This window comes from Arthrospira sp. PCC 9901 (genome assembly GCF_059013425.1).
Window position 1 is genome coordinate 417074 of sequence record NZ_CP102296.1, and the last position, 17463, is coordinate 434536.

At 42.2% G+C, this 17463-nt stretch carries 18 protein-coding genes, 1 tRNA gene and 1 pseudogene; 11 read left to right on the forward strand and 9 right to left on the reverse strand.

What is annotated here, in order from left to right; genetic code table 11:
* Positions 1–367 precede the first annotated feature (367 nt).
* The 9 genes from NLZ44_RS01995 to NLZ44_RS02035 all read right to left on the reverse strand — a co-directional run bounded on the left by NLZ44_RS01995 (position 368) and on the right by NLZ44_RS02035 (position 6866).
* Entirely contained in the window at positions 368–607 is a 240-nt protein-coding gene (locus NLZ44_RS01995) for a hypothetical protein (RefSeq protein WP_493751704.1), read from the reverse strand.
* Positions 604–900 (reverse strand): hypothetical protein, encoded by a 297-nt coding sequence (locus tag NLZ44_RS02000; protein WP_493752931.1) that lies wholly within the window; start codon positions 898–900, stop codon positions 604–606. Before NLZ44_RS02000 ends, NLZ44_RS01995 begins: the two co-directional genes overlap by 4 nt.
* An 805-nt stretch (positions 901–1705) precedes the next feature.
* Positions 1706–1787 (reverse strand) — tRNA-Leu (locus NLZ44_RS02005).
* Positions 1766–2641, reverse strand: coding sequence for a M48 family metallopeptidase (locus tag NLZ44_RS02010; RefSeq protein WP_493751705.1), 876 nt, complete (start codon positions 2639–2641; stop codon positions 1766–1768). Before NLZ44_RS02010 ends, NLZ44_RS02005 begins: the two co-directional genes overlap by 22 nt.
* Positions 2642–2748: 107 nt before the next feature.
* The gene (gene murA, locus NLZ44_RS02015) at positions 2749–4140 is read right to left on the reverse strand and encodes a UDP-N-acetylglucosamine 1-carboxyvinyltransferase (protein WP_493751706.1); all 1392 of its coding nucleotides are present in this window, start codon (positions 4138–4140) and stop codon (positions 2749–2751) included.
* Between the two features lie 354 nt (positions 4141–4494).
* On the reverse strand, positions 4495–5646 hold the full coding sequence (locus NLZ44_RS02020; protein WP_493751707.1) for an RNA-guided endonuclease InsQ/TnpB family protein: 1152 nt from the start codon (positions 5644–5646) through the stop codon (positions 4495–4497).
* Positions 5579–6172 (reverse strand): IS607 family transposase, encoded by a 594-nt coding sequence (locus NLZ44_RS02025; protein WP_493752932.1) that lies wholly within the window; start codon positions 6170–6172, stop codon positions 5579–5581. Before NLZ44_RS02025 ends, NLZ44_RS02020 begins: the two co-directional genes overlap by 68 nt.
* Before the next feature lie 55 nt (positions 6173–6227).
* On the reverse strand, positions 6228–6314 hold the full coding sequence (locus NLZ44_RS02030) for a hypothetical protein (protein WP_493752933.1): 87 nt from the start codon (positions 6312–6314) through the stop codon (positions 6228–6230).
* A gap of 171 nt (positions 6315–6485) precedes the next feature.
* Positions 6486–6866 carry a PH domain-containing protein gene (locus tag NLZ44_RS02035; RefSeq protein WP_493751708.1) on the reverse strand — a complete coding sequence of 127 codons (381 nt, stop codon included), beginning with the start codon at positions 6864–6866 and terminating at the stop codon, positions 6486–6488.
* A gap of 426 nt (positions 6867–7292) precedes the next feature.
* Here NLZ44_RS02035 and NLZ44_RS02040 point away from each other — a divergent pair, with 426 nt between their 5' ends.
* From NLZ44_RS02040 to NLZ44_RS02090, 11 genes and pseudogenes are all read left to right on the forward strand, one after another.
* Positions 7293–7619: a hypothetical protein gene (locus tag NLZ44_RS02040; RefSeq protein ID WP_493751709.1), complete on the forward strand. Its 327-nt coding sequence runs from the start codon at positions 7293–7295 to the stop codon at positions 7617–7619.
* Between the two features lie 327 nt (positions 7620–7946).
* A pseudogene (locus NLZ44_RS02045) lies at positions 7947–8165 on the forward strand (calcium-binding protein); the annotation flags it as partial.
* Positions 8166–8189: 24 nt separating this feature from the next.
* The gene (locus tag NLZ44_RS02050) at positions 8190–8333 is read left to right on the forward strand and encodes a hypothetical protein (protein ID WP_493751710.1); all 144 of its coding nucleotides are present in this window, start codon (positions 8190–8192) and stop codon (positions 8331–8333) included.
* A 49-nt stretch (positions 8334–8382) separates the two neighbouring features.
* Entirely contained in the window at positions 8383–8895 is a 513-nt protein-coding gene (locus NLZ44_RS02055) for a calcium-binding protein (RefSeq protein ID WP_493751711.1), read from the forward strand.
* Between the two features lie 882 nt (positions 8896–9777).
* Complete coding sequence (locus NLZ44_RS02060; protein WP_493751712.1) at positions 9778–11616, forward strand: putative bifunctional diguanylate cyclase/phosphodiesterase; 1839 nt, start codon at positions 9778–9780, stop codon at positions 11614–11616.
* Positions 11616–13739 carry a PAS domain-containing sensor histidine kinase gene (locus NLZ44_RS02065; RefSeq protein ID WP_493751713.1) on the forward strand — a complete coding sequence of 708 codons (2124 nt, stop codon included), beginning with the start codon at positions 11616–11618 and terminating at the stop codon, positions 13737–13739. The genes NLZ44_RS02060 and NLZ44_RS02065 overlap by 1 nt, the downstream gene beginning before the upstream one ends.
* Before the next feature lie 93 nt (positions 13740–13832).
* Entirely contained in the window at positions 13833–14021 is a 189-nt protein-coding gene (locus NLZ44_RS02070) for a hypothetical protein (RefSeq protein WP_006669528.1), read from the forward strand.
* Positions 14022–14039: 18 nt separating this feature from the next.
* Positions 14040–14846, forward strand: a complete 807-nt coding sequence (gene menH / locus NLZ44_RS02075) for a 2-succinyl-6-hydroxy-2,4-cyclohexadiene-1-carboxylate synthase (protein WP_493751714.1) — start codon at positions 14040–14042, stop codon at positions 14844–14846.
* Between the two features lie 37 nt (positions 14847–14883).
* Entirely contained in the window at positions 14884–15741 is an 858-nt protein-coding gene (locus tag NLZ44_RS02080; protein ID WP_008055353.1) for a ParA family protein, read from the forward strand.
* A gap of 3 nt (positions 15742–15744) precedes the next feature.
* A complete protein-coding gene (locus tag NLZ44_RS02085; RefSeq protein WP_315662840.1) occupies positions 15745–16503 on the forward strand; it encodes a ParB N-terminal domain-containing protein in 759 nt (252 codons plus the stop codon).
* A 10-nt stretch (positions 16504–16513) separates the two neighbouring features.
* The gene (locus tag NLZ44_RS02090) at positions 16514–17455 is read left to right on the forward strand and encodes an o-succinylbenzoate synthase (protein ID WP_369299805.1); all 942 of its coding nucleotides are present in this window, start codon (positions 16514–16516) and stop codon (positions 17453–17455) included.
* Positions 17456–17463 lie beyond the last annotated feature (8 nt).

A 17463-nucleotide genomic window follows, 5' to 3' on the forward strand; every position in this document is an offset into this window, starting at 1 on the left:
TATCGAGATGTTGAACCGATACCAGCATAATCCTCAGCAAGTCTCCATTCTATGTTGGCAATCATCAGGTGCGTAACCGATACCCACATAATCACCTTACCCAAAAACCTTAGCCGTCTATTGTAGGTAATTTAGTTATGGGTATTATGTGGACATGATAGGGTAGGCATTCATATAAACTCCCAACACGTCTGTTGCAACACGCCTGTTGGGGGATAGGCTAAATGATTTTTTTAACTTTTTTTGACTCCCAACACGTCTGTTGCAACACGCCTGTTGCGGGAAAATACATAGACACCCCTACAGTCAGAAACCATAGGGGGTCATTTTAGGATATTGGATTATGGGTTAGGCGCTAGGTAGGCTACTAGGGCTTGCGCCAATCATCGGCATTAGGGGTATCTTTGCGGTTAGGATTCTGATGATTGTTACTTGATTTACAGATGATTTTATCAAAAGAACCCCTAATAAAATCAAGTAAAATTCGCAACACCTCACTGTTATAGTCAAGTTTTGACTCGATAACCTTATCCTCTTTAAGTATCGCATAAGTCGAAAATATAATTACAGTTATCAATAAAGCTAATTCAGCAATCACTATATTCATTGTGTTAATATCCAAAAATAAAGAGTGAACCATTTTATCCGTTCTAACGGGTCAAATACCGCATAAAAGTTACTATATGGGGGTGATTCGATTATTTGATATTCATTAAGCCAAATAGTCTCACGTTTAACCATCATATTCTGTTTAACATCATTGTATGCGTAAAATTTTAACCAACCCGCCATTTTCCAATAAGTGGAAACCTGGTCAGCATCAAATAATATTCTAACAAATTTACTGCCCGATATATCTGGTAATCGTTTACTCCCGTGTGGAGTATCATCCTCATTGATAAAATATTGACCTAGCGCCTAACCCATAATCCAATATCCTAAAATGACCCCCTATGGTTTCTGACTGTAGGGGTGTCTATGTATTTTCCCGCAACAGGCGTGTTGCAACAGACGTGTTGGGAGTCAAAAAAAGTTAAAAAAATCATTTAGCCTATCCCCCAACAGGCGTGTTGCAACAGACGTGTTGGGAGTTTATATGAATGCCTACCCTATCATGTCCACATAATACCCATAACTAAATTACCTACAATAGACGGCTAAGGTTTTTGGGTAAGGTGATTATGTGGGTATCGGTTACGCACCTGATGATTGCCAACATAGAATGGAGACTTGCTGAGGATTATGCTGGTATCGGTTCAACATCTCGATAGTCTCCGCCAGTAGTAAAGATGTTTAGGGATATCGGGTTGGTTCCGGTAGGAGATGATTTAGATTTTGCCTCCTACTTTTCAAACGGTAGGAGGGTACCAACCCAGATTTTGCGAAACATACCCTCCCCCCAACCGGAACAGACATCTTAGGGGAAACGACCGATGTGATAGCAGTCAATGGTGACGTTAGGAACCGATAGGCTTGCCATTGACGGGTATCACAAGGGAGTTAACCTATCGCGTGTCTGGTTAGGGGGGAGTATGGCTATTTGACAGATTAATTGAATTGTGCTTATTGATTGAGTAATCATCCTATTGACAGAATTATTTTCCTGTGCTAGGAATGGGTTATGAGTAATATTTGAGTAATTGGGTGTAGTTATCGGGTTGAGTAAATCCCGGTAACCGCAGTTAGGATAGGGGTTTAAGTTTAGTGGGCAGAGTCGGACTCGAACCGACACGACCGAAGTCGCCACATTTTGAGTGTGGTGCGTCTACCAATTTCGCCATCCGCCCGAATTGGTTACTTTGTTATTATACACGATTTTTCCAGATTGCAACAAAAAATTATAATCGGGGCTACTGGCCCACCGATAGATTTCTCTGGCCCTTAGGACAGGTAGAGGATGGGTGAGTTGAGCGGTTTGGGCTTGTTTAAGTAACTCTCCCAACTCATCACTACTCATTTGATCATAGGCGATCGCTTGTTCAAGAAAAGCATCCAAATTAAGTTGAGGGGCTAAAGTTGGGGAACCCCCGGACAACTTCATCAAAACCGACATCACCACTCTAGGGTCTTGGGTAGCCAACAATGCAGCGCGATCGCAAGTAAACTCAGCACAGCGGACCCATTCAAGAATCTGAGTTTGTAGGGACTGAACCAAAAGCGCACCCAAAGTAGAGAATTGACCCGCCGCCAAAATAATCAAATTCGCCAAAGTCAGATAAACACCATGCTCACACTTGAGGTGTCCCAACTCATGGCCAATCACGGCTTGAATTTCTTCAGGAGTCAACAAATCGACTAAAGAGGTATGTAGGACAATAAAAGGCTGTTTTCCCCGCATAGCCAAAGTGTAAGCATTAGGGACTGGGGAAGACCTAACATAAAGCTGTGGCGGTTCCAAGTCCAAAGTCTCACAAGCGGACAACAAGAGATTATGGAGATGTGGAAGCTGTTTTTCACCGACAAGAACACTCGAAGCAATATTTTCCAAATAGAAAAACTGCTCACCGACGGAACCGAGCAACTGACGGACGATCACATCTAAACCGGGAATTTGCTTTAAAGCATTAGTGGCCTGTAAATCAAGGGGATGGCGGAAATGATCTGCTTTCAGACCAATGAGAGGATTAGGAGACAAAGCCATAGTATTCAATCAAACATTGGGGAAATACAACAAGGGGCGGGTTAGCAATACCTAGGGAGTACCTGGAGGTTAGCTATCAGGCCCCTATAGTTAATTATTAGCCTAGTTTACTTATCTTTGGCAGGAGAATTTTCCGATTCAGGTAGTGGCTCTATACGTTCTATGCGAGCGCCTAAATCTTTCAACTTGAGATCGATGCGTTCATAACCGCGATCGAGATGTTGTAAATCGGAAATAGTAGTTTCACCCTCAGCGGCTAAAGCAGCCAATACTAAGGCGGCTCCGGCTCTTAGGTCTGTAGCCCTGACTGGCGCACCAGATAAAATAGGAACACCACTAACGATCGCCGTATTACCCTTCATGCGTATATCAGCGCCCATGCGAATCAATTCCGCCACATGGTGTAGACGGTTTTCAAAAACAGTTTCAGTAATCAGACTATTACCCTTGCTCAGAGTTAGCAAAGACATAAAAGGGGCCTGCATATCCGTAGGGAAACCAGGATAGGGTAGGGTTTCAATATCTGTGGGTAGGATTTCCTGACCGGGAATAATCCGAATCACTTGATTATCTTCGGCGACAATAGTTGAGCCAGTTTTCCGTAACTTAGCAATCACGGCGGTGAGATGATCTGGAATAACCGGAGCCAGGGTTAGTTCAGAGCCAGTAATGGCTGCGGCCAATAAAAAAGTCCCCGCCTCAATGCGATCGGGGATGATAGAATAATCCACCGAGTGCAGATGGCTAACTCCAGAGATGACTAATTTCTTAGTTCCCGCGCCCTCAATTTTCGCGCCCATAGCCCGACAGAAATTAGCCAGATCAATAACTTCGGGTTCTTGAGCCGCGTTATCAATAATGGTTTCCCCGTCTGCTAACACTGCGGCCATCATCAGGGTTTCCGTAGCTCCCACACTGGGATAATCCAGATAAATCTTAGCGCCTTTGAGACGGCGATCGCTCCCAGTCACGTATGCTTCAACGATCCCATGATCAATTTGCACATGAGCGCCCATCGCCCGTAGTCCCTGAACATGGAGATCCACAGGTCTAGCACCGATAGCGCATCCCCCCGGTAAAGGAACCTTAGCTATCCCTAATCGCGCCAAAAGCGGTCCGATAATAAAGAAACTAGCTCGAAGCTGACTAACTAACTCATAGGGTGCTTCAGAGTGAGTAAGTTCTCTAGCATTGATATCAATAACGCTACCATCTCGTTTGAGGTCTACCCCCACAGCCGATAGAATTTGCCCCATAGTGCCGACATCAACCAATGACGGAACATTCCGTAGCCGACAATCTTCCGAACACAGTAGAGCGCCAGCCATGATGACTAGCGCCGCATTTTTAGCACCGCTAATAGCTACCTGTCCTTTCAGGGAAGTGCGGCCCGCTATTTTGATAATAGGCTGATCGGCATCAGAGGCCGTAGCAACGTTAGACGAATTGAGAGTGAGTGTAATGGGTTTACCCTCCAAAATTGGGTTTTGACTGTGCATTGGTGGTTAATTTTTTTGTTCTGATTCTACCCGAAAGATTCTAAATGTCTAGGGGTAAAACAGGACACGACGGGGGGGTATGGGGTGAAAACCCCTATTAGACAAGGATTTGGGGCTATAAGGAAAACAGTATTAAGTGGGATGCCAATTTACCGCCGCCCTACAGACAAGGTAAAGGTATCCGTTACTAATTACTTACCCAAAGTTACCCACAACTAGACTAGCCTATCTATCCAAGATAACTTGTGCTAGGGGTAGTTGGCGCTCCTGAGGCTGCAATATCGGCGAACTGTCGGCAGCACTCTGTCCACAGGCTCACACCGTCTACCTCTAACTGACGGCTTTCTGATACATTTACGCGACATTTTTCCGGTTGTTCCCGGACAATGCGACGATAGCACTATTACCCGTTAAGGTAACAGAGGCGGTATCCCGCAAAGCTTTTAGAAAGATTCCAAAAGCACCGTTCCAGTCCCGTGGTAGAGTGAACCCACACTCAGGACATCGGAACACTTTTGAGCCACCTAGCTGGGAATGCACATGACCACAGTGAGTACAGGTTTTGCTGGTGTATTCTTCCGTCACATCTACAACTGTGGTTCCAGTTATTTCCCCTTGATGCCTCAGGGTTAGTTTGAATCGATAATGCGCCCATGTCAGCATGGCGCGGGCAGTCTTAGACCTGATTAGACGCTTCACCTTGGCAACCATATCGGAAGTCTCGAAGGTCGGCAGAAAAATTATGCTGTAGTTGTGAGTCAAGTAGTGAGCAATTTGTTTGTGGGCTTCATCCACTAAATTCCGGATTTTAGTTCTCATTCGTTGAGCCGCTTGCCTCATCCGTCGCCTTCTTAAACGACAGGGTTCCTTGGCGATTCGGCTGATCAAATCATCCAAATGTTGACATAACCGAGTGATGCGTCCTATATCTCCGGAGCCCAATTCCAGAAATCGTGAACCATCAAACCCGGTCATAAAAGTTCGGACGCCCGGGTCTAATGCAATCACGCCAGTAGCGTCAGTTGGGGTAACGGCAACTGGTTCAGGAAACACCGCAAACCACCGCCCCTTGGCAAAGACTAATTGAGTCCCTTGCCCGCAAGTTTTAGGGATGGGTTCGGAAACCATGAAAGTTAATCCTTTCGTGAGTCTTGGATACCAACTCCCTGAAGAGAAATTAGCATCGTTAAACTTGATGGCTTGAGAACTATCCCGACAGCTCCTAAACCTTGCGCCAGGACTGGCTGAAAAGGCGAGATAGGCATCAAAGATAGCATTCTGCCGAATATGGCAGGGTGTTTCTTTGACCCATTCGGGTAAGTCACTCTGCATCACTTCGTTGCGTAATTTCAGTTTGCTTAGTCGTTTACCACTCCGGGATAATGCAATTGCTTGGTTGTAGCAATACCGACAAGCGGCCAACCATTTGCGCCAGACTTTATTTAGCTCGGGGCTGGGGTAAATCCGGATCTTCTTTGACCTGAGTTTGGTATTTTCGCAACCCATAGAGTCGGGAACTGAAGCAGTGGAGGATGGCGAGGATGTCCTCAACCATTTCTCGTTCTGGGCTGAGACTTGTCTGATTGAGAACCACGAGTTCACACCCGTTTTGTTCGCAGAGCCATCGAAACAAGTCAAATCCAAACCTTGCCAGTCGGTCTTTATGGGCAATGACAACCATGCGGACATCTCCTGACAAGACTTGTCCCAGTAAGGCCAGCATTTTCTTTCGCTTGAAGTTGAGCCCGCCTCCGATTTCTGAGACGACTTCTGCTTCGGGGTAGAGGTTGGACAGTGCGGCCACCTGTCGGTTGAGGTCTGACTGCTGGGCGCGGCTACTAACTCTGGCATAGATAACGACTTTGCGTTTGTCACTGCCTGATTTGGCAGTATATGACTCAACGTTGTATCGTCGTTGCCCAGCGGGGGTTCTGATGGTCTCGATTGAGCCATTTTCGTCCCATCTGCGGAGTGTTCTTTCATGGACTCCAAGGATTTGGGCGGCTTCCTTGGGTTTCACATATCTGGCAATAGGTTTATCCTCAACTCTTCTCGCTTATTATACCGTATTGCCCTAAAATGTTAACCTAATTTGAGATTAAATCATGCTCCCAATTGATGAAGGCATTCAAATCACGGTCAATTTCTAGCCCGCAGTGGTGACACTTGAACAGTCTTTCAGATAGGGAGAGTTTAGTAGGGTGCGTTCCCGACCGTCACTTCTCGACCTGAGCGATGATGGATGAAGGGGAAGGCACCTGACGATTGACTGATATGAGAAACCTGGTTTCTTTCTAAATCTCGGTGAGGATGCAGAATCTATCGAAGAAACCGGGTTTCTAGATTTACTTGAGCGTATACGTTGCCAGCACCTTTTGCAGGTCGTAAATATCGACCTTTTTGTTGAATTTTTTTTCCAGCGGCATCGGGTTGCTGCCAATCCAAATTTTCAACTCGGCATCGGAGTCGAAATGTCCCACCGTCTCGATGCTAAATTGCGTTATTTTGCCGTAAGGTATCGACAAATACTCGATTTTTTTGCCCGTCATCCCCTGAACGTCCACCAATATAAGACGGTAGTTGGTGAAAATAAACGTATCTCGAAAAACGTGAAATCCGATTTCGATCGCCTCATTTTCGACCAACAGCCTGCCATAATCAGATTCGAGCTGCTTTGGGGAGACGACCCCCGCATTGCCTTTTAAATTAGAAATCAATCCCATCATTTTCTCCTTTTATATAGCTATCAGATTTCATATCTGGGCGCGATCGCAAAGTGAGCCCATCGCCCTTTTTTGTCTTCCCGATACTGGAAACCCAGTAACATGGCAACCCCTTAATCCATTCCCGTTTATGCTTGAGACATATTCCCACATTGTTTCTCCACGTCAGCTTGAAGTTTTTCTAATTCTGGCGAGCAGCGTCAGCAAGGCTTTAAACCATCTCTTGGCAGCATGGCATTTCACTGTCCCCTGATTTGGTGTTATTATAACCAAAACCTGCAATACGTGGCTGTTGCCCAACCCAAGAAGTAGCGGAAAGCTGATCAAAAGAGCGAGTCCCAAACAGCTGCCCCTGAAATTGGGTGTTGGGTAACTGTGTCCAAAGATTAGGTTACAGATTCATCCCCTACCCAAAATCAGAAGTCCATCATGTCATTTATTGGCAATAGTGCTGATCATAAAATGCTTGGAGGACCGGGTTCTGATGAATTATACGGCAATAAAGGCAATGATACTTTAGTGGGAAAAGGGGCGGATTTGCTGGAAGGTAGCCCCGGTGATGACCTGTATATTTTGGATGCCAATAATGCCGGAGGAACGATTATTGATGATAGCGAAGGGGTTAATACTATCATCCTAGAAAACGCAATTCTTCCGGATCTCTCAAGTGATCAGGATGCGGATGATTTAGAAGAATTACCAGAAGGGATAACGGTTTTACAACTCTTTCAAGGTGCAAGAGGTTTAGCAAAATAGGGTGATATCCTGTTTATTTGCCCCAACGCAAATGGTCAAATTGTCTTCCGAAATTATATCACAATCTTCAACTTTTTTCATGAGGATGGTGGGAGCAACTTTGACCAGGCAAGGAACTTATCAGTAGATGAAATTGTGGAATTTTTCGATAACTTACCCACCGAACATTAATCAGTTAAAAATTTCGTATTTTTGCTATTAAAATATACAGTTTTAAATGGTGTGCAAAACTTTATATTTACCGACAAATAGGAGGTTGATTTGCTATTCCTATAAATCGAAAATCAAGGGAATTTAATTATTGGCAATGACACCGATAATATTCTGATTAGGAATAGTGGAAATGATGAAGTTTTCGGTCAAGGCGGAAATGATTTTATTACTGCCAATGAAGTCAATGATTATTTAGATGGAGGAATCGGAAATGATACCCTCTATGGCGGTCAAGGTAACGATCAACTGCTAGGGGATGATGGTGATGACCTGCTGTTTGGAGATGATGGCTTTGATACCCTCTATGACGGTGACGGAAATGATACCCTCTATGGCGGCGCGGACAATGATTTACTCTTGGGTGAACAAGGGGACGATGTTCTGTTTGGGGGGCCAGGTCGTGATACCTTAGAAGGGGGAGAAGGTAATGATATCCTTTATGGTGGTCAAGGAAATGATATCCTCCGAGGCGATCGCGGTAATGATACATTAGTAGCGTGATAGTGGTGCAGATAGCCTATTTGGGGGTGCAGGGGATGACCTGTATATCGTGGATGCAGCCAATTCTGGGGGTAGTATCATTGAAAATGATGGCGGTATCGATACTTTAATCATTCCCGGACAAACCCTGGTTATTGGCTTAAACCCTGGACAAATTGGGGTGACGCGAGGGGGTGAATTAAATGCTGATTTGTTAATTGACCTGAATGCAGATGGTAACTTTAATTCAGCAGCAGATTTAAGAATTGTTGATTTCTTTAATAACCTCAACCCCGGAACAGGTTTTATTGAAACTGTTGGCAATCTCACCGGACAAGAAATTCTGCAAGCTTTCCCCGTCTGGGGAACTCCCCAAAATGATAACTTAATTGGTTCTCGAAATGATGATGTGTTAGAGGGACTCGGCGGAAACGATACCCTATATGGTATGGCTGGAAATGATACCTTAGTTGGGGGTGCATGTGATGACTATTTACTCGGAGATAACCTACAGTTTATCAATCAACCTGGAGGTTCAGTTTTTCAGGGTACACCTATCGGAGATGATTTTGATTCTTACTAATGTTAATGAAGTTAGTTTCGACCGTCAAGGCACAACAGCGATAATTAACCTCAATCCTAACGGGTAAATTAACCCAAATCAAATCATTAGCATCCTCAATTATTATGCTTCTGATGTGGGAGATGAACCGGGTATTGGGTTTATCGAAAATATTACCAATGACAGTGGACAGGAAATATCGACAACAACTTCTAATGTCGGAACTAAGTTGATCCCGCTGGATTTATTTACTTTTCTGCAAAACTTTTTCTAATGTCGGAACTCGGTTTGTCCCGCTCATTTGATTTGATTTCCTGCTAGACTTTAGCTTCTGGTTTTAGTCCGCTGTTTTCAAGATAACCCAACCTATAGGATCTGGTGGATGCCAGAAAACCAGTGCTAGGTTATATTTTAGCTGGTTGCTACACCTGCAAGGAATTTGTAGGGCGTGCAGTTCAGGCATTCTCGCAAAATTAAGGTTCAGGTAGGATAGAAGCTGGGTTTCTTCTCTGGGAGGCACGCGGACTGCATATAGCAGCGACCCGCTTCGGGTAGAGGGCGAGACCTATCGCTCCCGGAACGCCTCGTCAGTTAATTTTCCCATTGTCTGGGAAATCCTGAAAGTCTGTCTTTGGGTATACAGTGCGATGGAAATTTGGGTATACAATTCTATCTAAAACTGAGTCCCATAATGCCACTGTGCAGGTATCACATAAATAATTCGGAAACCCCAATCTTAGTATTTTTTTAAGATTTGGTGTAAAATCACCAAGAGTAGCTTCTCATACACCTATTGCATCTCGGAACCTGGCTCATCCTAGGGGTCTGCTAATTGGGTCTAGCTGAACCGAGAAACGTTACAGGGTTCGGTCAGTCGTCGTTTACGGAAGAAAATTAGTGGCTATGAATGATTTGGATGCCTATAGCAGGCAGTTAGTTCCTCAACTCCATATTCATGAGAGTATTGTGGCGGGGGGTAGTGCTTCGGGTGAGAATGATTCGGCACATGATTTGAGTGCAGGGATGATAGAACACTTGAAGTTATTGGCCACAGCGGTTTGCTGTGCTGAGGACTCTGTGGTGATTACTGCGGCTAATCTGGAATTTCCTGGACCAGAAATTGTGTTTGTCAATAAGGCATTTACTAGAATGACTGGTTATGGTCCCACAGAGGCGATCGGTCGAACTCCTAGAATTTTGCAAGGGGAAAAAACAGATCGCACGATTTTGGAAAGGATGAAACTGGATCTTAAAGATGGAGGGGTGTTTTATGGTCAGACGATTAACTATCGCAAGGATGGAAGCGAATTTGTCAATGAGTGGCATATTGAACCTATATATAACGATCGCCAACAGATAACACACTATTTAGCTATTCAAAGAGATGTGACTGAACGCCAAAATCAACATAATCGCCTAATCTACGAGGCTAACCATGATAGCCTAACGGGTCTATATAATCGAGGCTACTTTAGAACTGAACTTCAGAAAGCCATAGACCGTACACAAAACTGTCAAGACTATTTGTTTGGTCTGTTGTTTATGGACCTCGATCGCTTCAAATTGATTAATGATAGTTTTGGACATCAAGCCGGAGATCAACTACTGATTGAAATTGGCGATCGTCTACAAAGCTGTATCCGTCCCCAAGATATTCTATCTCGGTGGGGAGGAGATGAGTTTGCTATTATAATTGATGATATTCAAGACCTGTCTGAAATTTCGGAACTCACTAATAGGATTCAACAAACCATCAAAAAACCGATTATTTTGGGAGAAGAAAACCTAGAAACTGTTACCAGTCTTAGTATTGGTATCGCTCTGAGTAGTATGGGGTATAATTGCAGTGCAGATATGCTCCGCGATGCTGATACGGCTTTATATAGAGCTAAAGACCGAGGGAAGGGAAGTTATGCAATTTTTACCCAAGCGATGCACCACAGAGTCCGACAACAACTACAGCTAGAAACGGATCTGCGTTATGCTCTTAAACGTAAGGAATTGCTACTTAATTATCAGCCAATTATCTCGATGCAAACTAATCGGATTGTGGGTTGTGAAGTCTTGCTTAGGTGGGAACATGGGACTTTGGGTTTGATTTCTCCGGCTCAATTTATTCCGATTGCTGAAGAAACTGGGTTAATTTGTACGATGGGAGATTGGGTAATTGAACAGGCTTGTATTCAAGCTAAAAAATGGGAATCTATTTATCAAGATTCACCGCCATTTATTAGTATTAATCTGGCGACCAAACAATTAACCAATACGGGAATTGTCGAAAGGATTAAGGAGATATTAGAAGCCACTAAATGCTCTCCTGAATTGATTAAGTTTGAACTGACAGAAACGGCGATCGCTGAATCGACAGAAGTGGCGGTTACTACTCTCCGAAAAATTAAAGATTTGGGGATTAGATTATGTATAGATGACTTCGGAACCGGACATTCCTCCCTCAGTCGCCTCTCATGTTTTCCTATTGATACCCTCAAAATAGACCGGTCTTTTATTCAGGGGATGAATGCTTCGGAACATCAAACTAAAATCGCCTATGCTATTGTGAAGCTGGCTCAGTCCCTGGGAATGGAAACTATTGCGGAAGGGATTGAAAACTTAGAACAATTTTGTCAACTAAAATCTTGGGGATGCGAATTGGCTCAAGGGTTTTTGATGGCTCAACCTATAGCGTCAAAAACTTTCCAAGAAGTTCTTAACCAAAACCTGATTTACCCCCTGGAGTGCTAATGACCGCCGAATTAATTGTTAACAACTATCCTGAAGATTTATTAAACGCCTATCAAACGGCGATCGCTGAGTTACGTCTACTCAAAAATGAACTTCGTCAAACTCAGCAAGAATATGCGGAACTCCGAACTATTATCGATCGCACTAACCCGGTTAGTATGATTGATAAACATGGGACGGTTTTAGATGCTAACCTACCCTTTATTGAAATGTGGGGTAAGTCTTGGGAACAGGTGATTCATCACCCTCACCCCTTGTTTGACTCCCCCTATTATTCCCCTACTTTTTGGGAAGAATTATGGTCAGTGGTTAATCAGGGTAAGATTTGGGAAGGAGAAATTCAACATCATATTGCTAACGGACAACATATTTTGCTAAAAACAACTATTGTTCCTGTGGAAGCACCATCGGGATTATCTCCTTCTCGCTATTGGGTAATTACCAATAAAGATGAAACTAGACCTCAGATAGAAGAACAACTGCTTCAGTTGTCCTGGGTGGCGACTCAGACTGATAATGCTGTAATTATTTGTGATTGTGATGGCTATATTGAGTGGGTTAATACCGGATTTGTAACTATTACTGGATATTTATTTGATGAGGTACAAGGTCGCAAGCCTGGTTCGTTTTTGCAAGGTTCCGACACTAACCCAGATACCGTCTGCGAGATTGCTAAAGCACTGAAAAAACATCAACCTTATCAAGGAGAAATTCTCAACTATAGACGCAATGGAGAAGCCTATTGGTTGTCAATCAGTATCAATCCTATTTTTGATAAATTGGGAAATTTGACTAAGTTTATTGCTGTGGAAAGTGATATCACTGAACGTCAAAAAATTGCCTCGGCTTGGCGAGAAAGTGAAGCGAGAAATCGCAGCTTGATTGAGGCTATTCCTGATTTGATATTTAGGATAAATTCTCAGGGGATAATTCTTGACTACTTCCCTGCTAAAAATTCCCCAAGTCCCAGTTTACCATCAAATATTGTGGGACAGAAAATTGATGCGGTTTTTTCTGAAGATTTGGCTGAATGGACGCGCCATTATTTGACTCAAGCCCTCAACACTAGACAAATTCAGCAGGGGGAATATGTGCTATCACTATCGGGTCGCTATCACCATTATGAGGCGCGTTATGTCCCTAGTGGTGATGATCAGGTATTGGCTATTGTTAGGGATATTAGCGATCGCAAAGCTATGGAAGTTAGCCTCAGACTTGAACAGATAGAACAACGTCATAAAGCGATCGAGTTAGCCAAAACTCTACAAGAATTAAAACGTACCCAAACACAATTAATTCAGGCTGAGAAAATGTCCGGTTTAGGACAAATGGTCGCAGGGGTGGCTCATGAAATTAATAATCCTTTAGCGTTTATACATGGAAATTTGATGCACCTAGAAACCTGCATTCAAGATTTAATTGAACTGGTGAAATTATATCATAAAAACTACCCAGAACCTAGGGAAGAAATTATCGATTTTGCTAAGGAAGTAGATTTGCAATTTATGCTTGATGATTTACCTAATGCTTTGGATTCAATGAAGTTGGGAACTACTCGGATTCAAGATATTGTTGTCTCTTTAAGAAACTTTTCTCGCCTCGATGAAGCTACCCGCAAGGCTGTAGATTTACATGAGGGTATCGAAAGCACTTTACTGATTTTACAAGGTCGCATGAAAATGCACCACGGTTGTGAAATTAAAATTATTAAAGATTATGGCGCATTACCTAAGTTGGAATGCTATCCTAGTCAGTTGAATCAGGTGTTTATGAATATATTGGCTAATGCGATCGATGCTTTAGCAACTCAACCAGATCCTCGGATAATTACTATCAACACTACAGTGAAAAAAGCTAAATCTCCAGACCAGCTAGACTCGGTTGTTATTAAAATTGCTGATAATGGTCCGGGAATTCCTGAATCGATCCAAAGACAGATTTTTAATCCCTTTTTTACTACTAAGCCTGTGGGTCAGGGGACGGGTTTGGGATTGTCTATTTCTCATCAAATTGTAGTCGAAAATCACGGCGGAAAGTTGCAGTGTAATTCCCAGGTAGGTGGCGGCACAGAATTTGTGATCACCCTCAGTATACCTGAACAGCAAACGCCTGTTACTCATTAATCTCTGGGAAATACTAAATTTTTGTGAAATTTTAGGCGATTGACCATAATTTTCCTATAATGGATAATTAGACTTTTTAGACATGATTTGGTTATGCAATATTACTTCACTGGCTTTATTGTTCTTTTCTTCCTGGTTTGCTATGGCTACAGTTACGTGATTGTCAAATTGGCTAAGGATCGCGGCGACCAATTTTTGCTGTATGGAATGCTGGGGGGGTTATTTGGGTTTATGGCTTTTTGTGCGGCGGCGGTTCCATTTTTGCATTGGGTGTTTGACTAATAAATAGGAGTGCATTAAATGCCACAATGGCGGGTGGGGTGTTATAGTTTTTATGGTGAATTAAAAGGCGATCGCACTCAGCCTATAATTTTGCTATTACATGGCTTTATGGGAAATTGCCGAGACTTTGACCTGGCTATATCCTCCCTTCCTGATGATTTCTGCTGCTTAACTATTGATTTACCAGGACAAGGAAAAACTCAGGTATTAGCAGGAGATGAAGCCTATAAAATGCCAGCGATCGCCTCCGGTTTAATTGGTCTTTTGGATTACCTGAAAATTGATAATTGTGTCCTGGTTGGATATTCTATGGGAGGTCGTTTAGGACTCTATTTGATTTTACACTATCCTACACGATTTAAGCAAGCAATTCTGGAATCAGCATCGCCGGGACTGAAAACGGAAATTGAGCGATCGCAGCGACGTTTATCAGATGATAAAATAGCCGATCAGTTACAAAATATCCCTTTTGAAGACTTCCTCAACTGGTGGTATAGTTTACCCCTATTTACATCCTTGAAAAACTCGCCCAATTTTGATAAAATTATAGGCGATCGACTCCAAAATAACCCCAATCAATTAGCTAAAATTCTAATCAATTCGGGAACCGGAAACCAGCCACCACTCTGGGATAAGTTATCTCAAAATCAGATACCTTTACTATTATTAGTGGGAGAATTTGACCATAAATTTCAAAAAATCAACCGAGAAATTACGGATTTATGTACCTTCGCAACCATGATCATAGTTCCCGGCTGTGGTCATAACGTCCACGCCGAAAATCCCCGAATTTGGGGAGATTTAATCCTTGATTTTATTGGCTAAATATGATAATGTTTAACCTATCCTTAAATAACCAGGTATGAAAACTATTGCTATTTACCATAATAAAGGTGGAGTAGGTAAAACCACCATCGCCATTAACCTAGCCGCCAGTTTACAAAAACAAGGTCACAAAATACTACTTATCGATTTAGACTCTCAAGCCAACTCTACCTTTGCGACTGGCTTAATGAAATTTTTATTTGTGGAAGATGATGATTTAAGAGATCGCAATGTTTCCCATGTTATCGAATCAGGTGATTATGACTTTATTCCCGATGTCGTCAGAAAAACCGACGGATTCAATCACCCAGAAATTGATGTCATACCTTCCCATATTAACTTAATTCAAAAGCAGTCTAAACTGAACCAAGTTGCATCTTATAAAACCCGTTTAGTCACCAAGCTAAAACGAGTTGAAGAAGATTATGATATCGTGATTATTGATACTCCTCCATCGCGGGATATTTATACAGAAATTGCCTTATATGCTGCGGATTATTTAATCATCCCATCAGACTTAAAACCCTTTGCTAATCAAGGATTACCTACCGTCTTGGAGTTTATTAGTCAAATTGATGAATTTCGCGCCTTAATTGGTAAAAATAATTTAGAAATCTTGGGAATATTGCCATCCAAAATATCCACCAACTCTAAATTTTTAAATTATGTCTTTCCCAAGCAAAAAGAATCCCTGTTAAATTCCCATAATTTACCGATTATGAATAGCATAATCTTTGAAAGAACAGTTTTGTCTCAATGTACCAACCAGACTATAACTATGGGAGATTTAGAGATACCAGACCCCAAATCTGTGCTAGAATTTGCGCCAGATTCACCAGCGGCGATGGAATTTGTACAGTTAACAGAGGAAGTTTTAGAAAAGTTAGGTAAATAAATCATGATCAGCTTTTTATTAGTGGATGTTAAAAGCATTAATTCCAATGTCCCTCGGTCTAATTTTTCGGAATCTGAATTAGAGGAGTTAGCCGATAACATTTTAGAATGTGGGGGAATTATCAAACCCTTAATCCTGAAAATGCAAGGGTTAGACAGTTATCAAGTTATTTCAGGGGATTTAGAATATTATGCGGCGGTCAAGGCTAGGGAAAAAGACCCCCGCGAAGCTGAGATGGTTAATGCTTTTGTGATTGCTGAGAAACATGAGGCTAAGGTATTAAAACAGGTCGAGTTAATTGAGAGTTTTACGGTAACTCCTAGTTTGATAAATAATCAGATAGGGGAAACTCTAACATTAACCACATCTCCATCTCCTAATTTAGAGTCTCGGTTAAATAATCTTGAACAACGACTAGAAAACTATGTGATTCAAATTCAGCAGGAATTGAGGGATTATCAACAACAAAATGAACTGCGATTTAAAGCCATAGAATATCCCCAACCTTCCCCAATGAGAGAGTCAGAATCGCCAAATCAACCCATTATTAACCCCCTCGATTTATTCAATAGTTTGACTCAAGAGGAGTTATTTAGGCGATTGAATAGGTCTAATATTAGTAATGCTAACAACCTAGCTAAAGGCATTTTTGAAGCCAGGGAAAAACTGGGTAAATTCACCAATTATCAACAAGTGATTGCTAGTGTTAAGGGTTTAGCGGACAAAACGATGATTAAAATTATTGATGCTTGGTCTAGTTAAATGCAATTCAATGACTATTAAATTTAACTTTAATAAATACTCCCGTAAATTTAAACAGCCTTTAAAAACTCATCACGGACTCTGGGAGGTTAGGGAAGGGATTATTATTGAGTTAATGGACGAAAGGGGTAAAGTTGGCTGGGGAGAAATTGCGCCTCTTAGTTGGTTTGGGTCGGAAACTCTCAGGGAGGCTATGGATTTTTGTGAAAGTCTACCTGGGATAATTACAGAAAATCTGATTTTTTCGATTCCTATGAGTCTCCCAGCTTGTCAGTTTGGTTTTGAGTCTGCTTTCACTGAATTACAGGGAAATGATAAGGAAATACCTAAGCTAGAAAATAGTGGACTGCTTCCCACAGGAAAAGCGGCTTTATCTGGTTGGGAAGATTTAGTTAATAGGGGATATAAAACTCTCAAGTGGAAAATTGGGGTTGATAGTATTGATAATGAGTTGAATTGGTTGCAGATATTAGCCAGCCAAATGAGTGAAATTCAAGGGTTATCGCTGCGACTCGATGCGAATGGTGGGTTAAATTTTTCGGAAGGCGATCGCTGGTTAGATATTTGTGATAGAATCAACCTCGGAGATACTAGCTTTAAAATAGAGTTTTTAGAGCAACCCCTAGGTGTTAATGAGTTAGAGGGAATGTTAGCCTTAACTAAGGGTCATTTAACCCCCATAGCCTTAGATGAATCTGTAGCGACCCTCACCCAAATCAACCAATGTTATCAACAAGGTTGGCGAGGTATTTTTGTGATTAAACCAGCTATAGTAGGTTCTCCAAAGCAGTTAAGGAAATTATATCATAGCTTAGGGATTGATGGGGTATTTTCTTCAGTATTTGAAACCGAAATAGGTCAAAAAGCGTCACTAAAATTAGCCGCAGAATTATGTCAATCTAATCGCGCGGTAGGATTTGGTATTAATCACTGGTTTGTCGATACTGATTAACTAAGAAA

Coding starts and splice junctions, on each gene's coding strand:
- NLZ44_RS01995 (WP_493751704.1), bottom strand. CDS start 607: ATGAATATAGTGATTGCTGAATTAGCTTTATTGATAACTGTAATTATA.
- NLZ44_RS02010 (WP_493751705.1), bottom strand. CDS start 2,641: ATGGCTTTGTCTCCTAATCCTCTCATTGGTCTGAAAGCAGATCATTTC.
- murA (WP_493751706.1), bottom strand. CDS start 4,140: ATGCACAGTCAAAACCCAATTTTGGAGGGTAAACCCATTACACTCACT.
- NLZ44_RS02020 (WP_493751707.1), bottom strand. CDS start 5,646: ATGGGTTGCGAAAATACCAAACTCAGGTCAAAGAAGATCCGGATTTAC.
- NLZ44_RS02035 (WP_493751708.1), bottom strand. CDS start 6,866: ATGATGGGATTGATTTCTAATTTAAAAGGCAATGCGGGGGTCGTCTCC.
- NLZ44_RS02040 (WP_493751709.1), top strand. CDS start 7,293: ATGTCATTTATTGGCAATAGTGCTGATCATAAAATGCTTGGAGGACCG.
- NLZ44_RS02060 (WP_493751712.1), top strand. CDS start 9,778: ATGAATGATTTGGATGCCTATAGCAGGCAGTTAGTTCCTCAACTCCAT.
- NLZ44_RS02065 (WP_493751713.1), top strand. CDS start 11,616: ATGACCGCCGAATTAATTGTTAACAACTATCCTGAAGATTTATTAAAC.
- NLZ44_RS02070 (WP_006669528.1), top strand. CDS start 13,833: ATGCAATATTACTTCACTGGCTTTATTGTTCTTTTCTTCCTGGTTTGC.
- menH (WP_493751714.1), top strand. CDS start 14,040: ATGCCACAATGGCGGGTGGGGTGTTATAGTTTTTATGGTGAATTAAAA.
- NLZ44_RS02080 (WP_008055353.1), top strand. CDS start 14,884: ATGAAAACTATTGCTATTTACCATAATAAAGGTGGAGTAGGTAAAACC.
- NLZ44_RS02085 (WP_315662840.1), top strand. CDS start 15,745: ATGATCAGCTTTTTATTAGTGGATGTTAAAAGCATTAATTCCAATGTC.
- NLZ44_RS02090 (WP_369299805.1), top strand. CDS start 16,514: ATGACTATTAAATTTAACTTTAATAAATACTCCCGTAAATTTAAACAG.